Below are 22439 nucleotides of genomic sequence, written 5' to 3' on the forward strand. Positions count from 1 at the left end.
AATGTATGGCTCGATATTCAAGAAAGGCTGTGGAGGCGTTTAAGGCAGAGAGAGCGCGCCATAATGCTTATTGGCTGCAAGAGCTGGAATACTCTTTCCGTTATACATTCTCTTGGACACAAAGAATTTTAAAGGGCGCTTACCGCCGCAATTATAAATAATAAAAAGGAAACAGAACAATGTCTACATCATTATTTGACAACACCTACTCCCCCTCTGAACAGGGCCCGGATGTTAACATTCAGGAAATTATGCAGCAGCTAATGGCACAGACAGGCTGTAATGCAGAGGAAGCAGGTGCTGCAATTCTCCGCCAATTGGCTGCTAAGAAGAAAGCCAGCGCCCTCCCCGATGTCCCTTATTCTAAACTGGAAACCGAAGCACAGCGTGCAGAATATATGCGCCGTATTCGTGAGAACACGCAGAGCCGCACTATGGACAAGCGCACTCGTGAAGAACATGAATCTGAACTGCGCACCATTGAGGCACAAAAGCAGGCATCTCAGCGAATGAATGACCGCTCTAAAGCTCTTGGCCCTATGCACAGCACACAAGCTGCTATTGATTTCTTCCGCTCTCGTAAAGAACAAGAGTGATTTTATTTCGGAAGTAGGTAGTTAAGGAGTCGCAGAGATGAATAAGAATTGGAGCTTAGGCCAACAGCAGGCCAGAGCTAACGCTCATCACGCCCGGAAGGTTCAGCGTAAGACAGACGCCAGAGAGGGGGCTTCTCACTCCCCTTCTCAGACTACAATCCTCTTTGCGTATAAGGGGCTTGTAATCCGAAAACACCTGAACATCTATTTAGTGGATAAGCAAATCAAGATTAGCGGAGTAGACCCTACGCTAGTAGATGGGCAGTGGAATAGCGGGAGAACTTTTGCTGAGGCTATTGATTACATGCTGGAATCAGCTAAGCCAGAAAGACTGGAGGAAGTGCGTAATCAGTATTTCAACTGGAGATGCGGCAGATGTAAGGTTGTATGCCTCTATGACAATGCCTATGAGGATGAAGTAGATAGCTCTTATCCGCGTATGCATTGTAAGTATTGCGGATTCAACACGCCCCTGTCAGAAGTTGAGAAAGCCTCAGATGAGGTTATGCGGTGATGGTCGAGTTTTCTTATTTCCTGCTTGTCATCTTAAATCTCCTCCTCCCCTTTATCCCTATTAAAACAATTAAAAATCTATTTAAGGGAAAACAGAACAATGAACACAGAACAATTATTGAAAGATACCTCCGCAGCTTTGAATGAAGCTGAAAACGAGATTAGCCGCTGGTGCTCCATCCTGCGTGCAACAGATATTTCAGATGTACCGATGCTCAGTGTATGTCGTGAAGCTCTGGCTATGTGGGATAAAAAACATAACGAACTGCTCAGCAATATGAGCTATCTCACCAACTCTACCAAACTTAATCTGCACTAAGGGGAACTATTATGGCTCAGGGTATTTTTGAGACACAGGATGTAGGCGCTCCACAATTTAACGCCTCTCCACAACAGGCGGTGGCTCCAGTGAGCAACGCAGGTACAGTAGCGGCAGTAGGACAGGGACTAACCCAACTCCTTTCTACTGGCCTCAGTATGTACGCTAACAATCAGAAACAGGAAGCGGTGAAGCAAAAGAATCAGGCCACAGCTGGCTTTGCTTCTTACATCACCAATCTCAACTCAGCGGTGAGTCAGGGGAGCTTGTCACAGTCCGATGCGCAGCGTTTACAGCGTGCCAAGTTTAATCAGCTTGTAGCCAATAACCCAGCCATGACCGAGGAACTGATTCAGCTTAATAGCGGCCTAGCCAAAAGCGCAGGCTTAGGCGATACACTGGCGCAGGGCACCGCTGTTGAGCAGCAATATCAGACAGATCTTAAAAAAGCCACTGCTTCCGGCTGGATTCATGCAGGCATGACCGCTGAACAGCAGCAGCAGCAAGTAGACGGTATGCGTCAGCAGGAACATGCAGCACAACAGATGGATTTCTATGGAAAGCAACTGTCCATACAAAACCAGCAGCTAGGGCTACAGGAGAAGCGGGCTAATATTGCTAACGCTAACGCACAGCGGGCTAATGCTGTTATGGAAGCGAAGATGAAGACTAACCAGCTACAGGTGCGTAATGGCCTTAATAGCGCTGTACAGTCTGAATATGACCGACAGAGAGCACAGATTACATCTATCCATCAGAACGCTGTAATGACTCCAGAGCAGAAAGTTAATGCCATCACAGAGCTACAGCAGCAGTTTCAAAGCCAGCTCATGCAATATCGCGGTATTGCGGGAAGTGATTATGTAGATGGACTAACAAAGCCATTCGGGGACCTGTATAAGGCCAGCTCTGACTTAGCTTCAGGCAAGATTTCAGCGGATGTATATCAGCATCAGATTGATAGTGCTCAGGCCAAAGCCCTCCTTCCTTTTGCTGCTGACCCTAAGTATGCCACTCCCTTAGCGCTTGCTAAGACGCTTGGCCCAGCTGGGGCTACTGTGATTAACCGTGTAACTCCGCAGCTAATGGATAAGTACGATGAAATCATGAAGGGGTACAATTATAATCCTACCTCTAACAGTGCGGCAGATAAGGCTGATACTAAAACCCATACTGACATTCTTAAATCCACTATTGATGCCCTCTCCAGCAAGTCCCCTATTGTGGATGATGTTGAGGGAACCCAGAGCGAACTCCATCAGCATGTAAACGCTATTCTGTCTGGCACTGTAGATTTCGCTTCTTCACAGAAGACGCCTCATCAGCTCAATAATGTAATGGATTTCTTAGCCTCCCCTCAATTTTTGAAATATAAGCAGATGGGCGGCACTGTGGATGAAAGTGTATCGGCGAATATTGAAAACGTTATTGGCACTAATTACACAGATAAGCTCTCTCCTGTTATTCAACAGGCCTGGAAAGATGCACAGGTAACTACTGGCTTCACTGTGGATACGGCTAAAAAATCTCAATACAATGTAGGCTTTGCTAATGTGGAGCAACAGCAGAGCGCAGCCGATGGCGCATTGGAATACACCTTCCGTAATGGCTCTCTCACATTCCGCCCTAAAAAGGGATATGAGGGGAATCCAGCTGTAATTGCTAAAGCGAGCGATTTAAACCAGAAAGTTTCCCCTCTGGTAAACAAAACGGTTCGTGCTGCTGCGCATCTGGAAGGCAATGAAGATTTTGATAAACAGTTTAAACGCTATGAATCAGATTTCTTTGGGGTCCCCAACGAGGAACCTGTAGCGCCAGCAGGCGGTGAAAGCGTCAACGGGCGTTAATACCTCTAGGAAGCTCTCTAATCAATTCTAAGCCCTCCTAAGCCATATGTACCTCTTAAGGCCTTGTAGGGGCTCATAGAGCGTTAGAGGGGGTTTATTTTTGAAATATGCCAACAATAAATAATAATAAAAAAGGAAACAGAATGGCAAGCTTGAATGATACGGAGAAAGCAGCTCTCACTTCCGCATTAAGCACCACGGGGACATTACCAGAACTCAAAAAGAAATATTTCAACGCTGTTCTCACTGGTGCATTTGATGCAGGTAGTGTGAATGGTGCATTGGTTCCTTCAACAGACAAGGGATATTTTAATCAGGTGAGTGTGGCAGGGCTGGCTGTATCAGCTAACTCCACCACCACTCTCACTACTATTACAATCCCAGCCGGTGTATGGCGTGTTACAGCGTCATCTACATGGCGCACAGCGGGAGATGGACAGATAGCCGTTAACACTTCTGCCTCGTTCCCTGCTGACTATTCTCTGAGAGGCTATGGCACAGTGTCTACATCTTTAACGGGTGGCTCAGCTCACAGCCCTATACGATTTTTCAATGTAACAGCAGATACAACCCTATATCTTATGGGGAACTTTTCAGCCGCTGTTACCTCTGCTAATGCCCTTCTCACTGTAGAGCGCATTCAATAACAATAAATAGGAGCCATCATATAATGGCAGAACCAATCGTAATAGCTCCTCTGGGAGCTACAGCCTTTAACGGCTCTTTTGTAAATCAATTAAATAATAACCTTTCCGCTCTATGTGATGCCATTAATAATAATTGCCTATGGCGTGTTCCTTATGCGGGTGGAACATCAACAATGAAAAGCGCTGTAGACATGAATGGATTTTCCATCCTTAATGCCACTCTTGGCAATTCTGCCTTACCCGTTTTGGAGCTTATTGCCCGCCTTAAGCAGGCGGAAGCTGACATAAAGATCCTTCAGGCTGAACTTTCATTACGGAAATAGTGTGGGGGCAATCTATTTTGATTGCAGATATTAATGGCATCACCAACAGTCACCGCAATAGACATGCTGCTTGTCACCTTCGGAATAGCCCCGCTTAAAGTGCTGGCTGCTCTGTGGTGGTCCCGCAGGAGAAAGAGGAGAGCCAATGCTCTGGCTAAGGCACAAGAAGCTGTAACTAGAGCTCTCTCTGACGCAATAGATAGAAACAACGCCTCTAAATAAACACAATAGCCCTCAGAGATGGGGGTATTTCTCTCTCTCCCGTACATAGGCTAATTTCTGTAAGATTCTGGGAAAGGTCTATGCAAGTAGTCACAGCCCCCCGTACTCCCCCCTTATAGCCCCCAGCAAAGCAAGCAGGATAATTTTAAAGGGAGGGGTGAACGCTGCCCCCTGTCAATAATTCCTCCGCTTCTGTCTATCAAAGACAATGTACATTCATTACTTCTCAATCAGTTAGGTGTGTGCGTTCACAATGTATTGTGTGAATGGGCCTGTGAAGGGAGGCCTTATTTATTTCGGTAGTAGGTAGTGTAGAGAAATCTGCCCCTCACTATTACCGCCTGTTTATTTCGGTAGTAGTATATAAGGGACCTGCTAATAGAGGGTGTAACAGAGTCAGGACAAGGGACCTTTCTAATTTAAACAATTACGGTAGTAGGTATTAAACACATCTGACGATGCACACATTAGCATGTAGATGCACAATGATATGCGAATGTACACATGCTTGTTTGTGCCATAGGGAACGAACAGCCCTAGCTGTGAGAGAGTCTTGGTGCGTATGCAGCTCTGCTGCGTTCTGTTGACCTGCTCTTGCCCCTAGCGTTAGTCAGGATGACGTAACGCATTGACCCTCCTATCCTCTTTCCATTCATACACATCCTATATACCATTCAAATCCCCTCCTAAAATTATATCCCCCTGTATGTACTATTGTCTTTCCCCATAGATTCACATTCATATACACTGGCTACAAAAGACTTGTTCACAGAGGTGAACAGTAGCCGTTATGTCCTATTGAACGCAGCTAAAGCTGCACGTTCTATTGAATCCGCTACGAATGTAGCCATGACGCATGAAAGAATGAATGAGCACATGAACGATAGTGAATGGGCGAATGAATGAGAGAGGGTGGCATGTGGATTCAGTTGGCTTGTTAAGTTTTTAATCATTTCATTTTTGATATTATCCTAATCAGTTGTAAATTGATTTTGGAAAATGACTTTTCAATCAAAGTCATTCTTAATTTAAAATTCAATCACAGTGACTTGAACTTTCTGTAGATGCTCTTTTTATTAAGTCACGATAAAATTCACTTTCGATCTCTGTTTCATCAAGAAAGTTTCCCACAGTCATCGTAGTTCTATTTTTACCTAAGTGTAAATTAGCATGACAACGGTAAACATTGAATATTGCTATCATTAAGTGATTCATTCTAGCTATTCCTCCACTGATATCTTTATCATACATAGTTGAAAAATTACCGTTCACATGAGAATTTATAAAATCAATATTCGAATAAAAAACATTCAAGTCTTTTCTTTCACTGACCGAATATGAATAGATTGACTTAGGATAGAACTCTTTAAAAGATATATCACTTACTCTAGAAACATAAGCGTAGGGTGCCTTGCCTTTTTCCTTGGCCTCATCCAACTCTTTACATATCCTTTTAGCAAGATCTAAAGATTCCTGAGTAGCTAAAAACACCTCCTCCTTAATTACCTTCTTGTATCTTACGATATTCCTTCTATTAACCACTGAATCTTTAATGGTGTTTAAGAAAAAACCAAAGAATAAACCCACGAAGGTTGTGATAAGAGGAAGATATGTTTTAATCCATAAGTCTCTTTGAAAAGAACCAATCGTCTCGATAACCTGCTGCTGAGTTGTCATCCCACATAACCCTCATTTGAAGAACGATTAATGCTAATAGTTTATAATACGAAAGTGAAGTTTTAGGTCTGGCATTTTTTTTCTAAGGGTGGGAGAGGAGAGTAAGTGATGAAAGTGAAGCAGGCCACTCAGGGTGTGTCATGCGATAATCTATCAAAGCCCTTTCGAAGTCTCCAATTAGCATGAAATTTTGACGGCAGTAATCATTGTCTTTGATCATCTTATCAAAGCGTTCGGTTAGAATTACGAAGGATAGTATCTTGTCTTCATCGGTAGATATCTCACTAGTTAAGATATGAGCCATAATATTGCAGACTATAAGGAAGTTAACGTCTTTACGTTTTCTGTAATAAGCCTTACGGTAAAGAAAATCTATCTGCTCAATTGATGCGGGAAGCTGGCAGAGGCGGTTAACTATTTCTTGATTATGGATTTGAGCCATTAGCTCAGCCTGCACCTTGCCAACCCTGAGCCTTAACAGTAAGTATTTGAACATGGTATCCCCAGTGAAAAGGCTGAAGATACCACGCTTCGTTTAGCTAGCCCATCAAATCACTAACAGAGCTGGCCCGAATGTGGCTATACCTTGCCAACATCCCAATGCTCTTATGGCCTGAAATTACTTGGAGCTGAACAGTTGAGAGCCCTTTCTCAGCGTACCTAGTAATGGCTGTGTGCCTTAATGAATGGAAGCACACCCCATGTATCTGACACTTTCTAACAGCCCTCCTGAATGCCTGAGATATGGTGTAATCAGCGTATGGGAAAAGAATGCTATCATGGTTACGCCCATCACATAGCTGTGTGAGCAAAGCAATTGCAGCTGTTGAAAGCGGCACGTCCCTTTCTTCCCCGTTCTTTGTATGGGTGAGATGTATAACGCGCTTCCTGAAATTAATCATGCATGGTTTAAGGCTAAGGATTTCTCCCCTTCTCATCGCTGTCTCATATGCCAGTGTGATGATTGGCTTAATCCTGTCTGACACATTATCCAGTATCATTGAGTATTCATGAGGAAGTATTATTTTCTCACGAGGTTTAGAAGGTGATGGAAGCTTAACCTGCTTGACCACATCAGAGCATTCAACCCCTTTTTCTGTAGATGCCCATCTTAGAAAGCGAGATAAGAGCTGTAGCTCAAGTCTCACTGAGGCCCCCTGAACGATCTTTAGACGCTTGTTTTTATACTCAGCTACGTCAGCACTGGTTATCAAAGTGAGCGAAGCTGGCAGGCCTTTAGAAAGCGTTCTAAGACGGTGGCAAATAGCCTCGTAGCCACCCCTTTGCTTTCCGCTAAGCGTCATAACTTCTTCAAGATAAACAGGGGAGAGCTTTTGGATAGTGGCACAGGATGAGTGTACTTGCTGCTCCTGCTCTTTTGCCCATTGCTCAGCCGCTTCTCTTGTCAGATGCGTAGAAGATTTAGGCTTGTAACCTGTGATTCTTACTTGAGCGTTCCACTTGCCAGATTGTAATTGTCGGATGGTAGCCATTCACATTCCCTCAGATGATTGTGAATGCTGTTTAACAATAGAATCATAAGGTTAAACACAACCCAAGAGAGTCATGGGGTGTCCGGGGTCGGAGGTTCAAATCCTCTCGTGCCGACCAAAATCCCAAAAAAGCAGCCCTAATGGCTGCTTTTTTATTGCCTGAGATCTGGTCTAAACGATTCGATTTCCGTGCTGATCGATCACCTTCTCACCATCTTCTTTGATGAATGCTCCCTGCTGCGCATCGGGAAGAATATCAAGTACCGTTTCTGAAGGCCGACATAAGCGTGTTCCCAGCGGAGATACGACGATCGGGCGGTTAATCAGGATGGGATAGTTCAACATCGCCTCGATGAGTTGCTCATCATTAAATCTCTCCTCAGCCAAACCCAGTTGCTCAAAAGGTTCGACATTTTTGCGCAGCAAGGAGCGCACGCTGATACCCATCGCACTGATCAACGCTTTGAGCTTTTCACGACTGGGCGGCGTTTCAAGATAGAGAATAATGGTCGGCTCAATGCCGCTGTTGCGAATGAACGCCAGCGTGTTGCGCGATGTACCGCAGGCAGGATTGTGGTAAATGGTGATGTCGGTCATGATTGCTCTCATTTTAATGGGACAGTGTCAGGCGCAAGGCCAACGCACTCAGGGTGACCAGCAGCACGGGCAAGGTCATCACGATCCCCACGCGAAAGTAATAACCCCAGCTAATGTTGATGTTCTTCTGATCGAGCACATGCAGCCATAACAACGTGGCGAGACTACCAATCGGCGTGATTTTTGGTCCAAGGTCGCAACCAATCACATTGGCATAAATCATCGCTTCCTTTATCACGCCCTGCGCGGTGCTGGCATCAATCGACAGCGCACCAATCAGTACCGTCGGCATATTGTTCATCACTGATGAAAGCAGCGCCGTCACCAAACCGGTACCCAAGGTGGCAGCCCATAAACCCTGGCTGGAAAAGTAGTTGAGCAAGTCAGTAAGATGTTGCGTCAGCCCGGCATTTTTGAGGCCATAAACCACCAGATACATGCCCAGCGAGAAAATCACGATCTGCAAGGGTGCGCCGCGTAACACATTAGCGGTGTTAATTGCATGACCTCTTTTGGCAACGATAAATAGAATTAACGCGCCCAATGCGGCGATAGCACTAACCGGAATACCCAGCGGCTCCAGCAGGAAAAAACCCACTAATAGCAGCAACAGCACCAGCCAACCGGCTTTGAAAGTTGCGGGATCTTTGATGGCTTCTGCTGGCAGTTTAAGACGTGAAACCTCATAGCTGGCGGGTATCTCTTTGCGGAAGAAAAGGTGCAGCACCACCAGCGTTGCGATGATGGCGGCAATATCAACCGGAACCATCACCGCCGCATAATCGATGAATCCCAGTTTGAAGAAATCAGCGGAAACGATGTTAACCAAATTGGAGACGATCAGCGGCAAACTTGCGGTATCGGCAATAAATCCGGCTGCCATGACAAAAGCCAGCGTTGCGCCTTTACTGAAGCCTAGCGCCAGCAGCATGGCGATAACGATCGGCGTCAATATCAGAGCCGCACCGTCATTGGCGAAAAGCGCAGCAACACACGCGCCGAGTAACACGATATAGGTGAACAGCCGCCGCCCTCGCCCCCTTCCCCAACGCGCGACATGCAAAGCGCACCACTCAAAAAAACCGGATTCGTCCAGCAACAAGCTGATGATAATGACGGCGATAAAAGCAGCCGTCGCATTCCAGACGATATGCCAGACAGCGGGAATATCGTTTAACTGGATAACGCCGGTCACCAGCGCCAATAAAGCCCCTATCGTTGCCGTCCAGCCAATGCTCAGGCCGCGCGGCTGCCAGATGACAAATACCATGGTCAAAACAAATATTGCGCCTGCCAGAAACATCGCGCCTCCAATGCATTCGAAAAATCAAATGTGTTTAATGATTATTCACAACCCGTAGCGGCGGCGTTCTTCAGCGACTCACGCACGTCCTCACGTTGGCTATTCCAGGCCGTATCGATAATCGATGCGGCCCAGGCCGGCATATGCGGAGAGAGACGATAGTGAATCCACTTACCTTCACGTCGATCCACAATCAGCTCAGCATCGCGCAGCAAGGCAATGTGGCGTGAAATCTTTGGCTGTGATTGTTGGGTAACGGCGCAGAGATCGCAGACACACAACTCTCCGGCCTCTCGCAATAATAAAACGATCGTCGTACGCGTTTCGTCGGCAAGCAGTTTGAAAAGTTGAACAGGAAGCATCGATTTTGGTTCCAGTGAAAATTTAATACATATGATAATTCATATGTGTTCGAAGTAAAGGCTGAATTTACTGTCTGGAGATTTTCACATGACCTCATTTCCTGCCCTTGTGACTGAACATTTTGATCCTTCCATTGCCGAACAGATCGGTGAACCTGGGCGGCCAGCGAAATTTCTCGTTCTTTACGGTTTAGTGCGTGAACGCTGTTTAGCTGATTCTCGGCAGAAGACGCCGCTCGCTTGCTAACCAGGTCCCGATCATTCAATGCCGTCAATCAGATGCGCGTGCTGGGTTGATGGATGCGGATGTTCACCCTTCCCAATCAGTCATCGATTGCGAAAGCGTGGCAGGAATTTGATGAAGAAGGCCGGATGAAACCCTCGGCGTACGATGATCGGATTGTTGATGTGGCCGAAGAGTTATTCAAAATCACGCAGATCCTGAAAGGCCACGCTGACTCTCTTGCGGATCGCTTTAGCGAACGTAAGGAGAATCATCCACAGCTTTCTTCACGCGTGAATCATGCGAAGATTTAAGGATGGCAGGTTAACCGTGCCTGAACCGCAAACCATTATCAGATTATCGCCAGGATTTGAATGATTATTAGCTTTTAATCAGTAACTTAACGAAAGCAACCTGACCCGAGCAAGATCACATTTTTGGATAAATATGACAGCACTTCATCAAACTGAAACAAAACTGTCACAGAATTCTCTTACTCTTGAGTCTCTTGTTTTTTCGATGGAAACCATTATGGTCATCAAAGCAAAAAACCTGCAGGATGCGGAAGAACTCCTGCACTCGGGTATCAATAAAGTTGAACTGGCTTACGATATCGGCAGCGACGATTTCTTCCGTCTCGCCTCGCGCTGGTGCGATCGCGGTGCGCGCATCACCAAAGGCCATCAGCACTTCGTGGTGCAGATTAAAGGAATGGCGATTCCGCCAAACAACTAAAAGCAGGCGAGCCCCTTTGGCTTGCTCTCCATCCGGCTGGCTGGTAAAACTACGTTTTCCGTCAGCCGTGATTTTTTATGTTCGCCTCTCAAACGCCGCTTGCTCTGCCCTCTTCCCCGTTTATCCACGCTGCTGGCACGTCGCTGCATGCCTTACCGATCGCCTGGTGTGAATTCGATCAACAACACTGGCATGCCGAACTGCATCAGGCGTGGCAATTGCCGCTGCCCGCGTCGCTACAGAGCGCGGTGCCCAAACGCAAAGCCGAACATCTGGCGAGTCGCTGGCTGGTGCAGCAAAACCTCTCGCAATTAGGTTTATCGAACTTTGTATTGTGTAATGCGCCCGATCGCTCACCGCTGTGGCCCGCCGGCATTCAGGCGTCGCTGTCGCACACGCACCGCGTTGCGGTGATGGCTGCGACGCGCGAACCACTGTGCGTAGGCGTGGACGTTGAGCAGATAATGGCGGAGGAAACCGCTGATGAAACCGCCGGGATGTTGATGAGCACGGCGGAAAAACAGCGTCTGCTGGCGCAACCTTTGCCCTTTGCCCAGGCCGCTACGCTGCTGTTTTCACTGAAAGAGAGTGTATATAAAGCGTTGTGGCCGCAGTTGCATCAGCCGATGGATTTTCTTCAAGCGGAAGTCGTAGAGCTGGACGTGCAGCAAGGCCGCGCAACGCTGCGCTTGTGTCGGGATTTTGATAGGCATTTCACCACGAAAGTATTGCTGCAGGCGCGTTTCTGGCTCGCTGGAAACCGCGTGATTACGCTGCTGACGCATCCGCTACCGACAAAATAAAAAACCGGCTCAGAAATAAACCCGAGCCGGTGACAACACAAGACGACAGAAAAGTGTTCCAGGGATGCAGAAACGAGGATTTCTGCTGGAATTCACTTTACTCACTCCGCAACCTCTTGCCCAATAAGGGTTTTCGCTAAGCTTTCCCGGCTAGCGCTAATGGCCAGTATCGGTACGTTGCACCGCATCCAGTGTTGCCATCTCGCGTTCGTTACCGGTCAACTCACTCAGCTGACCTTCGCGCATTTCCAGCAAGCGATCGGCATGAATGAAATAGTGATCATCGTGGCTGATGGCGAACACCGTTTTGCCCGATTCCTGTAACCACGGCAGCAGCTCACGATAGAAGATACGACGGAAATGCGGGTCCTGATCCGCCGCCCATTCATCGAGCAGCAGAATGTCGCGCTCTTCGGCAGCCGCCAAAAGCAGCGCCAGACGTTTGCTCTGCCCTTTCGACAGTTGCAGATTGAGCACTCTGTTGCCTTCCAGCTTGAGCTTGTCTTGCATCTTCAGACGCTCCAGCCACTGCTGCACCAGCGTTGGGTTGGCTGGTTGCCCTTGGTCACCGATCAAGCGATCAAACAGATGCACGTCGGTAAACACCGCTGAGAAATGTTTGCGATAGGCGTCGAGGTTTTGCCAGTCAACCACCTTGCCATCCAACAGTAAACTGCCCGATTGCGGTTGATAAAGGCCAGTGAGCAGCATTGCCAGCGTCGATTTTCCGCTGCCGTTGCCGCCAATCAGGAACACCAGTTCGCCGCGACGCAGCGTCAGATTGATCGGCCCAACCTGGAATCCGTGCTCACCATAATGGAAGCAGACATCGCGCAGCTCCAGCGTTTGCCATTCGCTGACGTTTGGCAGCGCCTTGAAGGTTTCTTCATACGGCGCCAGTTCGAATGTGTTGAGTTTGCGGAAGGCAACCTGCGCGCTGAGCAGCGTCGGCAAAGCACCCACCGCCGCCAGCAACGGCGTGCGCAGGAACAGCAGCGTCAGCGAATAGGTTGCCGCCACCGCCGTGTTGGCCCATCCTAATCCGTTCGCCATAAAGAACACGATGCCAATCGCGCCCAACATCATGATATTCGACCAGTTTACCGCGCTGAGATGGAAGGTATCGGCGCGCACAATATGGTGGCGATAGCTTTTGGCATTTTCCTGATAAACGCTGTCGTAAATCAGCTGCGCACGTTCGCGGTTGAGCTGCAGCTCTTTACGTCCTTCAATAATGGTCTGGAAATCGCGATACAGATCATCTTCGGTTTCACGCAGCTTTGCCATGTGCTGATAAACCCGTGACACCAGCAACCAGCCGCCAACCAGCGTCACCACCAGCCACAGGCAGGTAATCAGCAGCATTTTGGGCGAGAGCCAGGCAAGATAAAGCGCCGAACCGAGCGTAATAATGATGCCCTGAATCAGCTCGGGTAAACGCACGAAGGCGATGGTGATGGCGCGCACATCGCTGGTCAGGCCGGCTAGCAGCTGGGCATTGCCGATCTGCTCGATGCGCTCCACGCGCGTATCGAGAATCCGCTTAATGAATTCGCCGCGCAGCCGCCAGACAAAGTGGTGGCCCAGCATGGTCAACGCCAGCTGGGAGCCGAGCGTCACTGCCATCAACAGGAACAGCTGGCCAAGGAAACTCGGCAGCACTGAAATCGAAGTATTCACCGCGACGATCAGCTCATTATTGATATAGGCAATCAGGCCGATACCGAGCACGGCACTTAACAACGTGAGAAGAATGACGCCAATAAAAGGCCAGCGGTACTGGCGAAAAACGACTTGCAGCAATGCCATCAAAGGGTTCCAGCGGTCAATAAAGCAGCCTGCAGTTTAATGTCGCCTTGGCTGATAGCAAGAATAATTCTCATCTCATAGTTGTCTGAGCACAGCGTTTCTCGCCGCTTGTTTGGTAGCGGCGCGATTTATCGCGCATTAACTTGCGCAATGCTTGTCAGATAAGGAGAAATTTCGATTTAAAGCTGGTGCGGGCGCTGACACAGCAGACGCGCCAGCGCCTCTGCTAATGTGCCCTTTTCAATAACGCGCAATGAAGGTTCGGAGCTGGTCGGGGCCACTTTTGGGCCGGCATTCCGCAGCGCTGAACGAAGCGAGGAAGCCAGGAGAGCCCGCAGGACGCGGGCGAAAGGCGGAGCCGGGACAAGGATGTCCCGTCTCCGCCGGTCCGTCAGGCAGACGAACGAAGTGAAGGAACCGCGCTAGCGGCGCGAGGACCGCCGGCCCAAAAGTGGCACCGGTCAGCGCCCTCATCACTGGCTTAACTAACATGTATTACGCAATAAATTGCGCCGCCACAAAAATGGCTAAAAAGCACGGCGGAAAGTCAGGTTAAAACGGAAAGCGCCTGCCTGCGGATGAATACCGGGTTTGAGCGGCAAAATGCCGTGATAACGCAGGCGCGATGGCCCGCCCCAAACCACAATATCGCCATGTTCCAGCAGCACACGCTGGGTGGCATCGCCGCGTTCGAAACCACCGAACTGGAACACTGCAGGCAATCCTAATGAAACCGACACAATCGGCTGGCGCAGATCCTTCTCATCTTTATCCTGATGCAGCGTCAGTTTTGCGCCGGGTTCGTAGCGGTTAATCAGGCAGGCATCAGGATTGAAACCGGCAAAACCCGCTTCGCGTGCGGTGTGCTGCGCCAGTTCGCGGAACAGCGCGGGCATCGGCGGCCAATGGTGTCCGCTGTTACTGTCCTGCTCGGTATATTGATAGCCGCGTGAATCTGTGGACCAGCCAAAATCGCCGCAGTTGGTCATCGCCACCGACATGCGATGGCCGCCGGGCGTGATGCGATGGGCAAAGGGATTTTTAGCGGCGATGTCGTGAATCGCCCCCAGCAGCGTATCAGCCTGATCGCGGGCGCGACGCCGCAGAATCACCGCGCCATCCGCCAGCGGTTCCTGCCACGGCGCTTCGTCACTAAATAAATCCAGCATGTGCGCCTCCTTTATTGAGATGCCTGATCGATGAGGAAGGTTTTAAACTGCGGCGACATCCAGTGAGTAAAGCCGTCGCCCTGCTTGCTGATCAAAAAAACCGCCAGATGCTCTTTTAACGCCAACGCTTTAGCACGTTCGCTGCCGAGCACCATCAAACCGGTATCCCAGCCATCCGCCTCCAGCGCAGTGGTAGCAATCACCGTCGCCGAAACCAGCTTGTGCTCAATCGGCCTTCCCGTGGTGGGATCGATGACGTGCGAAATGCGTTTGCCGTCCAGTTCATAATAGTTGCGATAGCTGCCGGAAGTGCTGATGCCATGCCCTTGCAGATCAACGCGCGCTTCCACCGCGTTTTCGCGATCGGTGGGTTTCTGGATCGCCACGCGCCACGGCTGCTGATTAGCATTAACGCCACGGCTCAATACCGCGCCGCCCACCGAAACCAGATAATCGGTGATGCCTTGCTGCTCCATCAGGCGCGCCAGATGATCGGTGGCATAACCTTCGCCCATGGTCGAGAGATCAACATACAAGCCGGGCAGATCTTTCTGCAGCCATTGGCCGTCAACTCCCTGAATGACGCGCAGATGCTGCAAGCCGGTCAGCGCTTTAGCGGCAGCAATTTCCGCCTCGCTGGGCGTGTGCGCCGGCTGCTTCGTCGGGCCAAAGCCCCACAGATTAACCAGCGGGCCGACGGTAATATCCATCGCACCCGAGGTTTTGTGCCCAATTCGCAGCGCTTCAGTGACAATATCCGCCATATCAGCACTTACCGGCTGCGGAGTATTACCTTGATACTGATTAAAGCGCGACAGCACCGAATCGCTTTTCCATGTCGAGAGTTCGCCGTCATCACGATCCAGCTGTTGCTGAATCAACTGCTGCAACTGCGCTTTGCGCTGCGGCTCAACGCCGGCAACGCTGACGCGCCACACGGTGCCCATGGTTTTTCCTTCCAGCACCAGCGCGGGTTGGTTGCTGTTTTTTTCGCAACCGCTCAGGCCTAAAGCCAACAGGCTAACTAGCAGAATGTTCTGAAAACGCATCAATTCCTCATCTGTAACGCATTACTACAGCCAATTACAAAGCATAACTCGCTTGTAAAGCAGTCTAAAGCTGCTTGATGTTCGATAAACGCTGACACAGGATAAGCGCTTCCTGCAACGTTATGCCTACAGGAGCATCAGATGGTTTATATGATTGTCGCAATTACCGCCGCGCTATTTATTTATAGCAGCTTCAAATGTTGGCAGACTTACCGCCATCGCCTGATTCAGCACTATCCTGCACGCCGATGTTAAATTATTGCACCAGAAAATCACCCTTCTGCACCGCTTCAGCGCTGGCGCAGTGTAGCAAAGTCGCTGCAAGGCGCGTGGCGCTGAGAGCGGTGCGCTGGCATGAATGCTGCATTGTTGAAGCTGAGTTGAACTTCAGCGAGGTGCAGAATGGAAAATACTAAAACACAAAACAGTAAATGGCAGCACTGGCTTAGCTTCTCCGCCTTTACGCTGGCGGGTGTCGCGATGGAAGGCAGCCTGACCGCCATCACCAACCCGCCGCCGCAACCGGCGCCCAAAGCCAAAAAATGGCGCGGTATGCAGTAACCGCTACAGCCCCAACTCACTCAGGCCCGGATGATCGTCCGGGCGCGTGCCAGCTGGCCAGTGGAACAGACGCTGGTCTGCGCGAATCGGCAGATCGTTGATGCAGGCGAATCGCTGAATCATCAAACCATCGGCACCAAAGTGCCAGTTCTCATTGCCATAGCTGCGGAACCAGTTACCGCTGTCATCATGCCATTCATAGGCAAAGCGAACCGCCAGCTTATCTTCGTGCCATGCCCATAACTCTTTGATCAGTCGATAATCCAACTCTTTGACCCACTTGCGCTGCAGGAAGGTCACGACTTCTGCACGTCCATTAACGAATTCACTGCGATTACGCCAGCACGTGTCTTCGCTGTACACCAGTGAAACACGCTGTGCGTCGCAGCTGTTCCAGGCATCTTCTGCCATGCGGACTTTATGTAACGCGGTTTGTTGATTGAACGGTGGCACCAGCATATTATTTCTCCCGATTATGTAGACAGGTCTGTCTACTTGATTCATCCTGCCGTATGTAGACAATTCTGTCTACACGCACACAAGGAATTTTTTATGCTTGAACCTCTGATCTTTGATGCCAGCGCATCCGCGCGCGATCGTATCTTGCTGTGCGCGCAGCAACTGTTTTACCAACAGGGGATTCGCGCCACCGGCGTAGATAAGGTGATTGCAGAAGCGGGCGTGACCAAAGTGACTTTCTATCGTCACTTTCCGGCGAAGAATGCGTTGGTGCTGGCGTTTTTACAGCAGCGCCATCAGCGCTGGATGCTGGCGTTTCGTCATGCGCTGAATCAGCACGCGGCATTGATCGATGCGCTGCCCGCGGCTTTACTGAGCTGGTTCAGGGATGACGATTATCGTGGCTGTGCGTTTATCAATACCGCTGCGGAGCTGGGCGACACGTTAGCGGAAGCCAGCGAACTGATTCGTCAACATAAGCGTGAGATGGCGCAGGCGATCAGCGACAAGTTGATGCCCGATCAGCAGGTCAAAACGGCGCAGATTGTGTTACTGGTTGAGGGTGCGATTGTGCAGGTACAGATTGGCGAGGAGTCGGAACGGGTGGTCGAGGTGCTGCGTGCCGCGCTGGATGCGCTGCTGAAAACGGGAGCGTGACCGGCAAGTCACGCTCCATCACCCTTAGAACTGGTAAACCAAGCCCAGTGCTACGACGTCATCGGTATTGATACCGGCTGCGTCGGTGAAGTTGTTGTCGTCCAGCAGGTTGATCTGGTAATCAACGTAGGTCGACATGTTTTTGTTGAAGTAGTAAGTTGCGCCTACATCAATGTATTTCTTCAGGTTCTGGCTGCCGTAACCTTCGATGTCAGAGCCGCGAGAAGAGACAAACGCCAGAGATGGACGCAGGCCGAAGTCGAACTGGTACTGTGCCACCAATTCCCAGTTATCCGCTTTGTTGGCGTAACCGTAAACGGTGCCGCTATCGCTGGCGCCGAAACGCGTTGCGTTGTATGAACGGCTGTACATTGCGGCCAGGTAAACGTTGTTAGCGTCATACTTCAGCGCGCCGCTGTAAGCTTCGGCTTTATCACCGCGACCCAGGATGTTGGCGGTACGTGGATTGTTACCGTTCTGGTTATTGGTACGGTCAGACTGGAACATCGCTGCACCAATACCGAAACCTGAACCCAGATCGTAAGTGGTGCTCAGACCGTAGCCGTCACCGTTCTCGCCCAACACATCACGACCAGAGCCAGTAGATTCGGTTGGGTTATCGTTTTTGCCTTGATACTGAACCGCGAAGTTCCAGCCATCCACTAAACCGAAGAAGTTGGTATTACGATAGGTTGCGAGGCCGTTGCTGCGCTGGAACAGGAAGTTGTCCGCGCCGTAGGTATCGCCACCGAACTCTGGCAGAACGTCAGTCCATGCGCCGAGATCGTACATTACGCCGTAGTTACGGCCGTAATCGAATGAACCTGCATCACCAAATTTCAGACCAGCAAAACCAACACGCGTATAGCTGTTCGCGGTGCCTTCGCTCTCTGCGGTGTTCAGTGCAGCCTGGTATTCCCACTGGCCGTAACCGGTCAGCTGATCGGTCACCTGAGTTTCACCTTTGAAGCCAAAACGCAGGTAAGACTGGTCACCGTCTGAGCCAGAGTTGTCAGAAAAATAATGCAGACCGTCCACTTTGCCGTAAAGGTCTAATTTGTTGCCATCTTTATTGTAAATTTCAGCTGCGCTTGCTGATCCTGCCACCAGCAATGCAGGAATCATCAGGGAGAGAACGCGACGTTTCATTTTTATTACCCTCTATAATGTGCCTTTATTTTTGCCACTGCGAACTGAATGATTAAAAATTCAGCCGGCACTCCATTGTTATTTTATGTTGGGCAATAATCTATCACGAAAATGCTACTAAATTTCCAAAACTGTTTCAGTGTATTTAATAGTTATTTCAGAATGTAAATTACGGGGAACTAATAACCAGCACAGATAGGTAAAAAATATAGCACTTTTTGACAACATATATTTTAATTTTTTAAAAACATCAAATTACATGAGTTACATTTCCGCACTGAATGACAAAACTCAAACCCATCCAGAGCATACAATTATCCCCGCTATCATCATTTATTTCATTATTACCTTCATTCACCCCGAATGTTTTGATTTACCCTAATTTCCCGCCGGACCAGATGGTCCGGCATTTTTTTGCCCGAAATTCAGATGTCACCCTATATTGCGTAAAGTTAATTATGCGGGTTAAATTAACCGCAATTATCGCTATGCATTATTTGCTTCTTTCCGCACATTTTGTTCAATTCATAGTCTTAAAATGGCAATGTTAATTTCGGCACGTAACAAAGATCGCTGCAATAATAATCGGTGCAGATTATTAACGCTCGCGCAGTGATTCCTTCGCTTTATTCAGCGGCTTAAGTAAATATTCCATGACGGTTTTCTGACCGGTTTTAATTTCAACATTGGCCACCATGCCGGGCATGATGGCGAATTTGCGTCCGCTTTTATTGCTTAGCTCGGCTTTTTGCGTGCGCACATAGACGCGATAGTAAAATTCGTCGTGCCGCACGTCGTCCTGCAACGTATCGGGCGAGACGGTTTCGACTTCACCGCGCAGATCGCCATAGATGGAAGCGTCGTAAGCGGTGATCTTCACTACCGCAGGCAAACCTGGCCGAATATAGCCGATATCGCGCGGATTGATGCGCGTCTCAATCAGTAGCTGATCCTCCAGCGGCACAATCTCCATCAGCTTGCCACCCGGCTCCAGCACGCCGCCCACGGTGGTGACGCGTACATCTTTCACAATGCCGCGCACCGGCGAAGTCAGCGTGGTGCGCGTCAGCAGATCCTGTTTGCCCGCCGCCACCTGCAATTGCGCATCTAGCTCACCGTTGTTCTTCACCTGCTCTTCGTGAGCGCGCACATAATAATCGTTGCGTGCTTCGTCGATTTTGCCGCGCAGATCGCTCACCTGACGACGCAGACGAATCACGTCCACCTTGCCCGCCGCGCCGCGCAGCATCAGCGGTTCCGTCACGTTGAGTTCTGCCTGCACTAGCGCGAGGGATTGCTGCAAATTGCCGATGGTCTCGATAAAGTTCTGCCGCCGTGCCTGATAGAGCTGCGTTTCACGCGCCACCAGCTCGGGATGTTGCAGGATATCGGCACTGAATTTCAGCGGCGTGTCGCTGAGCTCGGCCTGTAAACGTTCAGAGGAGGCGCGCAGCGTGCGCACCCGCGCAATCGCTTCACCAAAATTGGTTTGAAAGCGCGTGGGATCGAGCGTTGCCAGCACCTCGCCGCGCTGCACGATATTGCCTTCGTGCACATCGAGCTGTTTGACGATGCCGCCATCAAGGCTATCAATGATCTGCGCGCGGCTGGAAGGCGTGACTTTGCCGATGCCCACCGTCACTTCATCCAGCACCGCTAAGTACGCCCATAGCAGAAACAGCAGCAGCGCTACCACGCACAGCCAGATGATGGCCGAGGTGCGACGTTCACGCCGCGCCAGATCTTTATCCAACAGCACCACACTCATGCCGCATCTCCTTTTTTACTGGCGGCATGACGCAGAATCTCGTCGCGCGCGCCATCAGCCACAATACGGCCGTTATCCATAACGATAATGCGATCAACCATGCATAGCAGCGCGGGACGATGCGTGACCAGCACCAGCGTGCGCCCGGTTACCCATTGCGCCAGCTGGCGAATCACCTGCGCTTCCAGCTGTTCATCCATCGCCGCCGTCGGTTCATCCAGCAGCACCACCTGCGGCTGGCGCAGAATCAGCCGGCTGAGCAGCACCATTTGCCGCTGGCCGCCGGACAGGCCGCGTCCGCCTTCGTGAATAATGCGATCGAGGCTGGCGGCGTCCTGCTGCACCAGCGCAAGCGCGCCGCTGATGCGCAGCGCCTGCAGCATCTCCTGCTCGCTGGCGTGCGGATTACCGAGCAGCAGGTTCTGGCGCAGCGTGCCGAAAAACAGCCGTGCATCCTGCGACAGCCAGCCAAGCTGACGCCGCAGATCGACCGGATCGATGCAGGTGAGATCGACGCCGTCCACCAGCACTTTGCCCTGACTGGCGCGCGCCTGACCGGCCAGCATCTTCAGCAGCGTCGATTTACCCGCGCCGACTTTACCGAGGATCGCCACACGTTCGCCGGGCGTGATCTGCAGCTGCGGAATGTTAAGCACGCTATTACCGCTCTCCTCTTCGTAGTGGTAATGCACGTTTTGCAGTTGATAGCTGCCGGTCAGCACCGGACAGTGCGCCAGCGTGGCGTGATCGGGTTGGTCGAGCGGCTTTTTCAGCAGCTCATCCAGCCCTTTCATTGCCGATTTAGCATGCTGCCAGCGCGAGAACACCATGGTGAGCTGCATCAGCGGCGCGATGGTGCGTGACGAGAGCAAGCTGCACGCCACTAGCGTGCCGGTGGTTATCTGATTGTCGAGCACCAGATAGACACCAAACACTAACATGCCGGCATAGGTGAGCTGCTGCACGCTGGCCGACCAACCGGTGAGGCGCGCGCCCCACAAACGTTGCTGATTGCTGATGGCCGCGCTGACTTCGTGCGTTTGCTCCCATTGCCGCTGAAAATAGGGTTCCGCTTGCAGCGCTTTGATATCTTCAACGCCTTCGAGGGTTTCCACCAGCACCGCCTGACGCAGCGCGCTTTCACGCAACCCTTCCTGCGCCAGCCGCGCCATTGGGATCTGCACTAGCAAACCGGGAATGACAATCAGCGGAATCGCCAGTAACGGAATCAGCACCAGCGAGCCGCCAATCGACGCCATGATCAGCAGAAACAGCAGCACAAACGGCAGGTCGGCGGCGGCATTCACCGTGGTGGAAGTCAGCAGTTCACGTACCTGATCAATTTCACGCAGTTGGGCAATAAAGGAGCCGGTGGAACGCGGACGCGCCTCGTTGCGGATAGTCATCGCCCGCGCGAACAGCATGGCGGATATTTTCAGGTCGATGCGTTTGCCCATCAGATCGGAAACCTGGGTGCGCATCAGGCGAATCAGATACTCGATCGCCGCCGCCAGCACCACACCGGCAAACAGCACCCACAACGTCGGCTGCGACTGCGCCGGAATCACCCGATCGTACACCTGCATGGAAAACAAAATGCCCGCCAGCGCCAGCACGTTACCGACCAGCGAGGCCAGGCAGATCTCCGCGATGCGCCGCTTCATGCCACGAAAGTTATGCCAGAACCAGTGCGGCTGATACGGCTGCACAAACTCGTCGATGCGCGCATCGCGCGCCCGTGCCGCCACGCCAATTACGCCAACCTGCATGTCGGCCTGAAGTAATAAATCCTGCAGCTGACCTGCGCGCACCACATCGCCACTTTCGCTCAGCCAGTAACGCACGCCACCGTTGCGATCCACCTCTTCAATCAACGCCACGCTGCCGTTTTCCAGCAGCAACAATACCGGCACAATTTCCTGCCGCCAGCGCAGTTTGCTATGCGGCACCAGCATGAAATGCAGGCCTAACAGCCCGGCTAAACGTTCTAGTTGTTGCGTGGGTGCCAGATGTTGAAACCAGCGCATCTGCTGACGCAGCGTGCTGGCGTCTGCGGGTTTACCGAAGCGTGCCGCCACGCGCAGCATCGCCGCGATGCCGCTGTCGCTGTCGCTGTTGAAGGCTTGTACAGTCATCCCTGTTGTCCCGTGAGAAATGA

General features: G+C 50.7%; 24 protein-coding genes. 11 read left to right on the forward strand and 13 right to left on the reverse strand.

Annotation, left to right across the window (positions count from 1 at the left end; translation table 11 throughout):
* Positions 1-179 precede the first annotated feature (179 nt).
* From AC6I8A_RS13330 to AC6I8A_RS13355, 6 genes are all read left to right on the forward strand, one after another.
* Positions 180-596: a hypothetical protein gene (locus tag AC6I8A_RS13330; RefSeq protein ID WP_008105058.1), complete on the forward strand. Its 417-nt coding sequence runs from the start codon at positions 180-182 to the stop codon at positions 594-596.
* A gap of 37 nt (positions 597-633) precedes the next feature.
* Positions 634-1110, forward strand: a complete 477-nt coding sequence (locus AC6I8A_RS13335; protein WP_497818652.1) for a hypothetical protein — start codon at positions 634-636, stop codon at positions 1108-1110.
* Between the two features lie 99 nt (positions 1111-1209).
* The gene (locus tag AC6I8A_RS13340) at positions 1210-1428 is read left to right on the forward strand and encodes a hypothetical protein (RefSeq protein ID WP_497818653.1); all 219 of its coding nucleotides are present in this window, start codon (positions 1210-1212) and stop codon (positions 1426-1428) included.
* 11 nt (positions 1429-1439) lie between these two features.
* A complete protein-coding gene (locus AC6I8A_RS13345; RefSeq protein WP_497818654.1) occupies positions 1440-3275 on the forward strand; it encodes a hypothetical protein in 1836 nt (611 codons plus the stop codon).
* 143 nt (positions 3276-3418) lie between these two features.
* Positions 3419-3922 carry a hypothetical protein gene (locus AC6I8A_RS13350; protein ID WP_497818655.1) on the forward strand — a complete coding sequence of 168 codons (504 nt, stop codon included), beginning with the start codon at positions 3419-3421 and terminating at the stop codon, positions 3920-3922.
* Between the two features lie 23 nt (positions 3923-3945).
* Positions 3946-4245: a hypothetical protein gene (locus tag AC6I8A_RS13355; RefSeq protein WP_497818656.1), complete on the forward strand. Its 300-nt coding sequence runs from the start codon at positions 3946-3948 to the stop codon at positions 4243-4245.
* A 1257-nt stretch (positions 4246-5502) separates the two neighbouring features.
* Here AC6I8A_RS13355 and AC6I8A_RS13360 read toward each other — a convergent pair.
* The 6 genes from AC6I8A_RS13360 to AC6I8A_RS13385 all read right to left on the reverse strand — a co-directional run bounded on the left by AC6I8A_RS13360 (position 5503) and on the right by AC6I8A_RS13385 (position 9899).
* Positions 5503-6144 carry a hypothetical protein gene (locus AC6I8A_RS13360; RefSeq protein WP_497818657.1) on the reverse strand — a complete coding sequence of 214 codons (642 nt, stop codon included), beginning with the start codon at positions 6142-6144 and terminating at the stop codon, positions 5503-5505.
* Between the two features lie 82 nt (positions 6145-6226).
* The gene (locus AC6I8A_RS13365; protein WP_497818658.1) at positions 6227-6640 is read right to left on the reverse strand and encodes a hypothetical protein; all 414 of its coding nucleotides are present in this window, start codon (positions 6638-6640) and stop codon (positions 6227-6229) included.
* 43 nt (positions 6641-6683) lie between these two features.
* Positions 6684-7637, reverse strand: coding sequence for a tyrosine-type recombinase/integrase (locus tag AC6I8A_RS13370; RefSeq protein WP_497818659.1), 954 nt, complete (start codon positions 7635-7637; stop codon positions 6684-6686).
* Between the two features lie 171 nt (positions 7638-7808).
* A complete protein-coding gene (arsC, locus tag AC6I8A_RS13375; RefSeq protein WP_256696943.1) occupies positions 7809-8234 on the reverse strand; it encodes a glutaredoxin-dependent arsenate reductase in 426 nt (141 codons plus the stop codon).
* 13 nt (positions 8235-8247) lie between these two features.
* Complete coding sequence (locus AC6I8A_RS13380; RefSeq protein ID WP_497818660.1) at positions 8248-9537, reverse strand: arsenic transporter; 1290 nt, start codon at positions 9535-9537, stop codon at positions 8248-8250.
* 41 nt (positions 9538-9578) lie between these two features.
* Positions 9579-9899: a metalloregulator ArsR/SmtB family transcription factor gene (locus AC6I8A_RS13385; protein WP_256696945.1), complete on the reverse strand. Its 321-nt coding sequence runs from the start codon at positions 9897-9899 to the stop codon at positions 9579-9581.
* Between the two features lie 306 nt (positions 9900-10205).
* On the opposite strand from AC6I8A_RS13385, the gene AC6I8A_RS13390 reads away from it, so the two are divergent.
* From AC6I8A_RS13390 to AC6I8A_RS13400, 3 genes are all read left to right on the forward strand, one after another.
* A complete protein-coding gene (locus AC6I8A_RS13390) occupies positions 10206-10436 on the forward strand; it encodes a hypothetical protein (protein ID WP_497818661.1) in 231 nt (76 codons plus the stop codon).
* Between the two features lie 217 nt (positions 10437-10653).
* Positions 10654-10857, forward strand: a complete 204-nt coding sequence (locus AC6I8A_RS13395; RefSeq protein ID WP_008105079.1) for a hypothetical protein — start codon at positions 10654-10656, stop codon at positions 10855-10857.
* Between the two features lie 77 nt (positions 10858-10934).
* Positions 10935-11660 (forward strand): 4'-phosphopantetheinyl transferase family protein, encoded by a 726-nt coding sequence (locus AC6I8A_RS13400; RefSeq protein WP_256696946.1) that lies wholly within the window; start codon positions 10935-10937, stop codon positions 11658-11660.
* Between the two features lie 156 nt (positions 11661-11816).
* On the opposite strand, the gene AC6I8A_RS13405 is transcribed toward AC6I8A_RS13400, so the two are convergent.
* The 3 genes from AC6I8A_RS13405 to apbE form a co-directional block, all read right to left on the reverse strand.
* On the reverse strand, positions 11817-13469 hold the full coding sequence (locus AC6I8A_RS13405) for a multidrug ABC transporter permease/ATP-binding protein (protein ID WP_256696947.1): 1653 nt from the start codon (positions 13467-13469) through the stop codon (positions 11817-11819).
* 527 nt (positions 13470-13996) lie between these two features.
* Positions 13997-14638, reverse strand: a complete 642-nt coding sequence (gene alkB / locus AC6I8A_RS13410; protein WP_265300529.1) for a DNA oxidative demethylase AlkB — start codon at positions 14636-14638, stop codon at positions 13997-13999.
* Between the two features lie 11 nt (positions 14639-14649).
* The gene (gene apbE / locus AC6I8A_RS13415; protein ID WP_265300527.1) at positions 14650-15687 is read right to left on the reverse strand and encodes an FAD:protein FMN transferase ApbE; all 1038 of its coding nucleotides are present in this window, start codon (positions 15685-15687) and stop codon (positions 14650-14652) included.
* A gap of 402 nt (positions 15688-16089) precedes the next feature.
* On the opposite strand from apbE, the gene AC6I8A_RS13420 reads away from it, so the two are divergent.
* Complete coding sequence (locus tag AC6I8A_RS13420; protein ID WP_176973727.1) at positions 16090-16248, forward strand: hypothetical protein; 159 nt, start codon at positions 16090-16092, stop codon at positions 16246-16248.
* 3 nt (positions 16249-16251) lie between these two features.
* Here the strand turns inward: AC6I8A_RS13420 and AC6I8A_RS13425 are convergent, their stop codons facing one another.
* Entirely contained in the window at positions 16252-16707 is a 456-nt protein-coding gene (locus AC6I8A_RS13425; protein ID WP_497818662.1) for a nuclear transport factor 2 family protein, read from the reverse strand.
* Between the two features lie 93 nt (positions 16708-16800).
* On the opposite strand from AC6I8A_RS13425, the gene AC6I8A_RS13430 reads away from it, so the two are divergent.
* The gene (locus tag AC6I8A_RS13430) at positions 16801-17364 is read left to right on the forward strand and encodes a TetR/AcrR family transcriptional regulator (protein WP_497818663.1); all 564 of its coding nucleotides are present in this window, start codon (positions 16801-16803) and stop codon (positions 17362-17364) included.
* Positions 17365-17388: 24 nt separating this feature from the next.
* On the opposite strand, the gene ompC is transcribed toward AC6I8A_RS13430, so the two are convergent.
* From ompC to AC6I8A_RS13445, 3 genes are all read right to left on the reverse strand, one after another.
* Positions 17389-18513, reverse strand: coding sequence for a porin OmpC (gene ompC / locus AC6I8A_RS13435; RefSeq protein WP_101763675.1), 1125 nt, complete (start codon positions 18511-18513; stop codon positions 17389-17391).
* Positions 18514-19111: 598 nt separating this feature from the next.
* Positions 19112-20281 (reverse strand): beta-barrel domain-containing protein, encoded by a 1170-nt coding sequence (locus tag AC6I8A_RS13440; RefSeq protein WP_497818664.1) that lies wholly within the window; start codon positions 20279-20281, stop codon positions 19112-19114.
* The gene (locus AC6I8A_RS13445; RefSeq protein WP_497818665.1) at positions 20278-22416 is read right to left on the reverse strand and encodes a type I secretion system permease/ATPase; all 2139 of its coding nucleotides are present in this window, start codon (positions 22414-22416) and stop codon (positions 20278-20280) included. Before AC6I8A_RS13445 ends, AC6I8A_RS13440 begins: the two co-directional genes overlap by 4 nt.
* Positions 22417-22439: the final 23 nt, after the last annotated feature.

The organism is Pantoea sp. X-Soil-ISGK-275 (assembly GCF_059730795.1).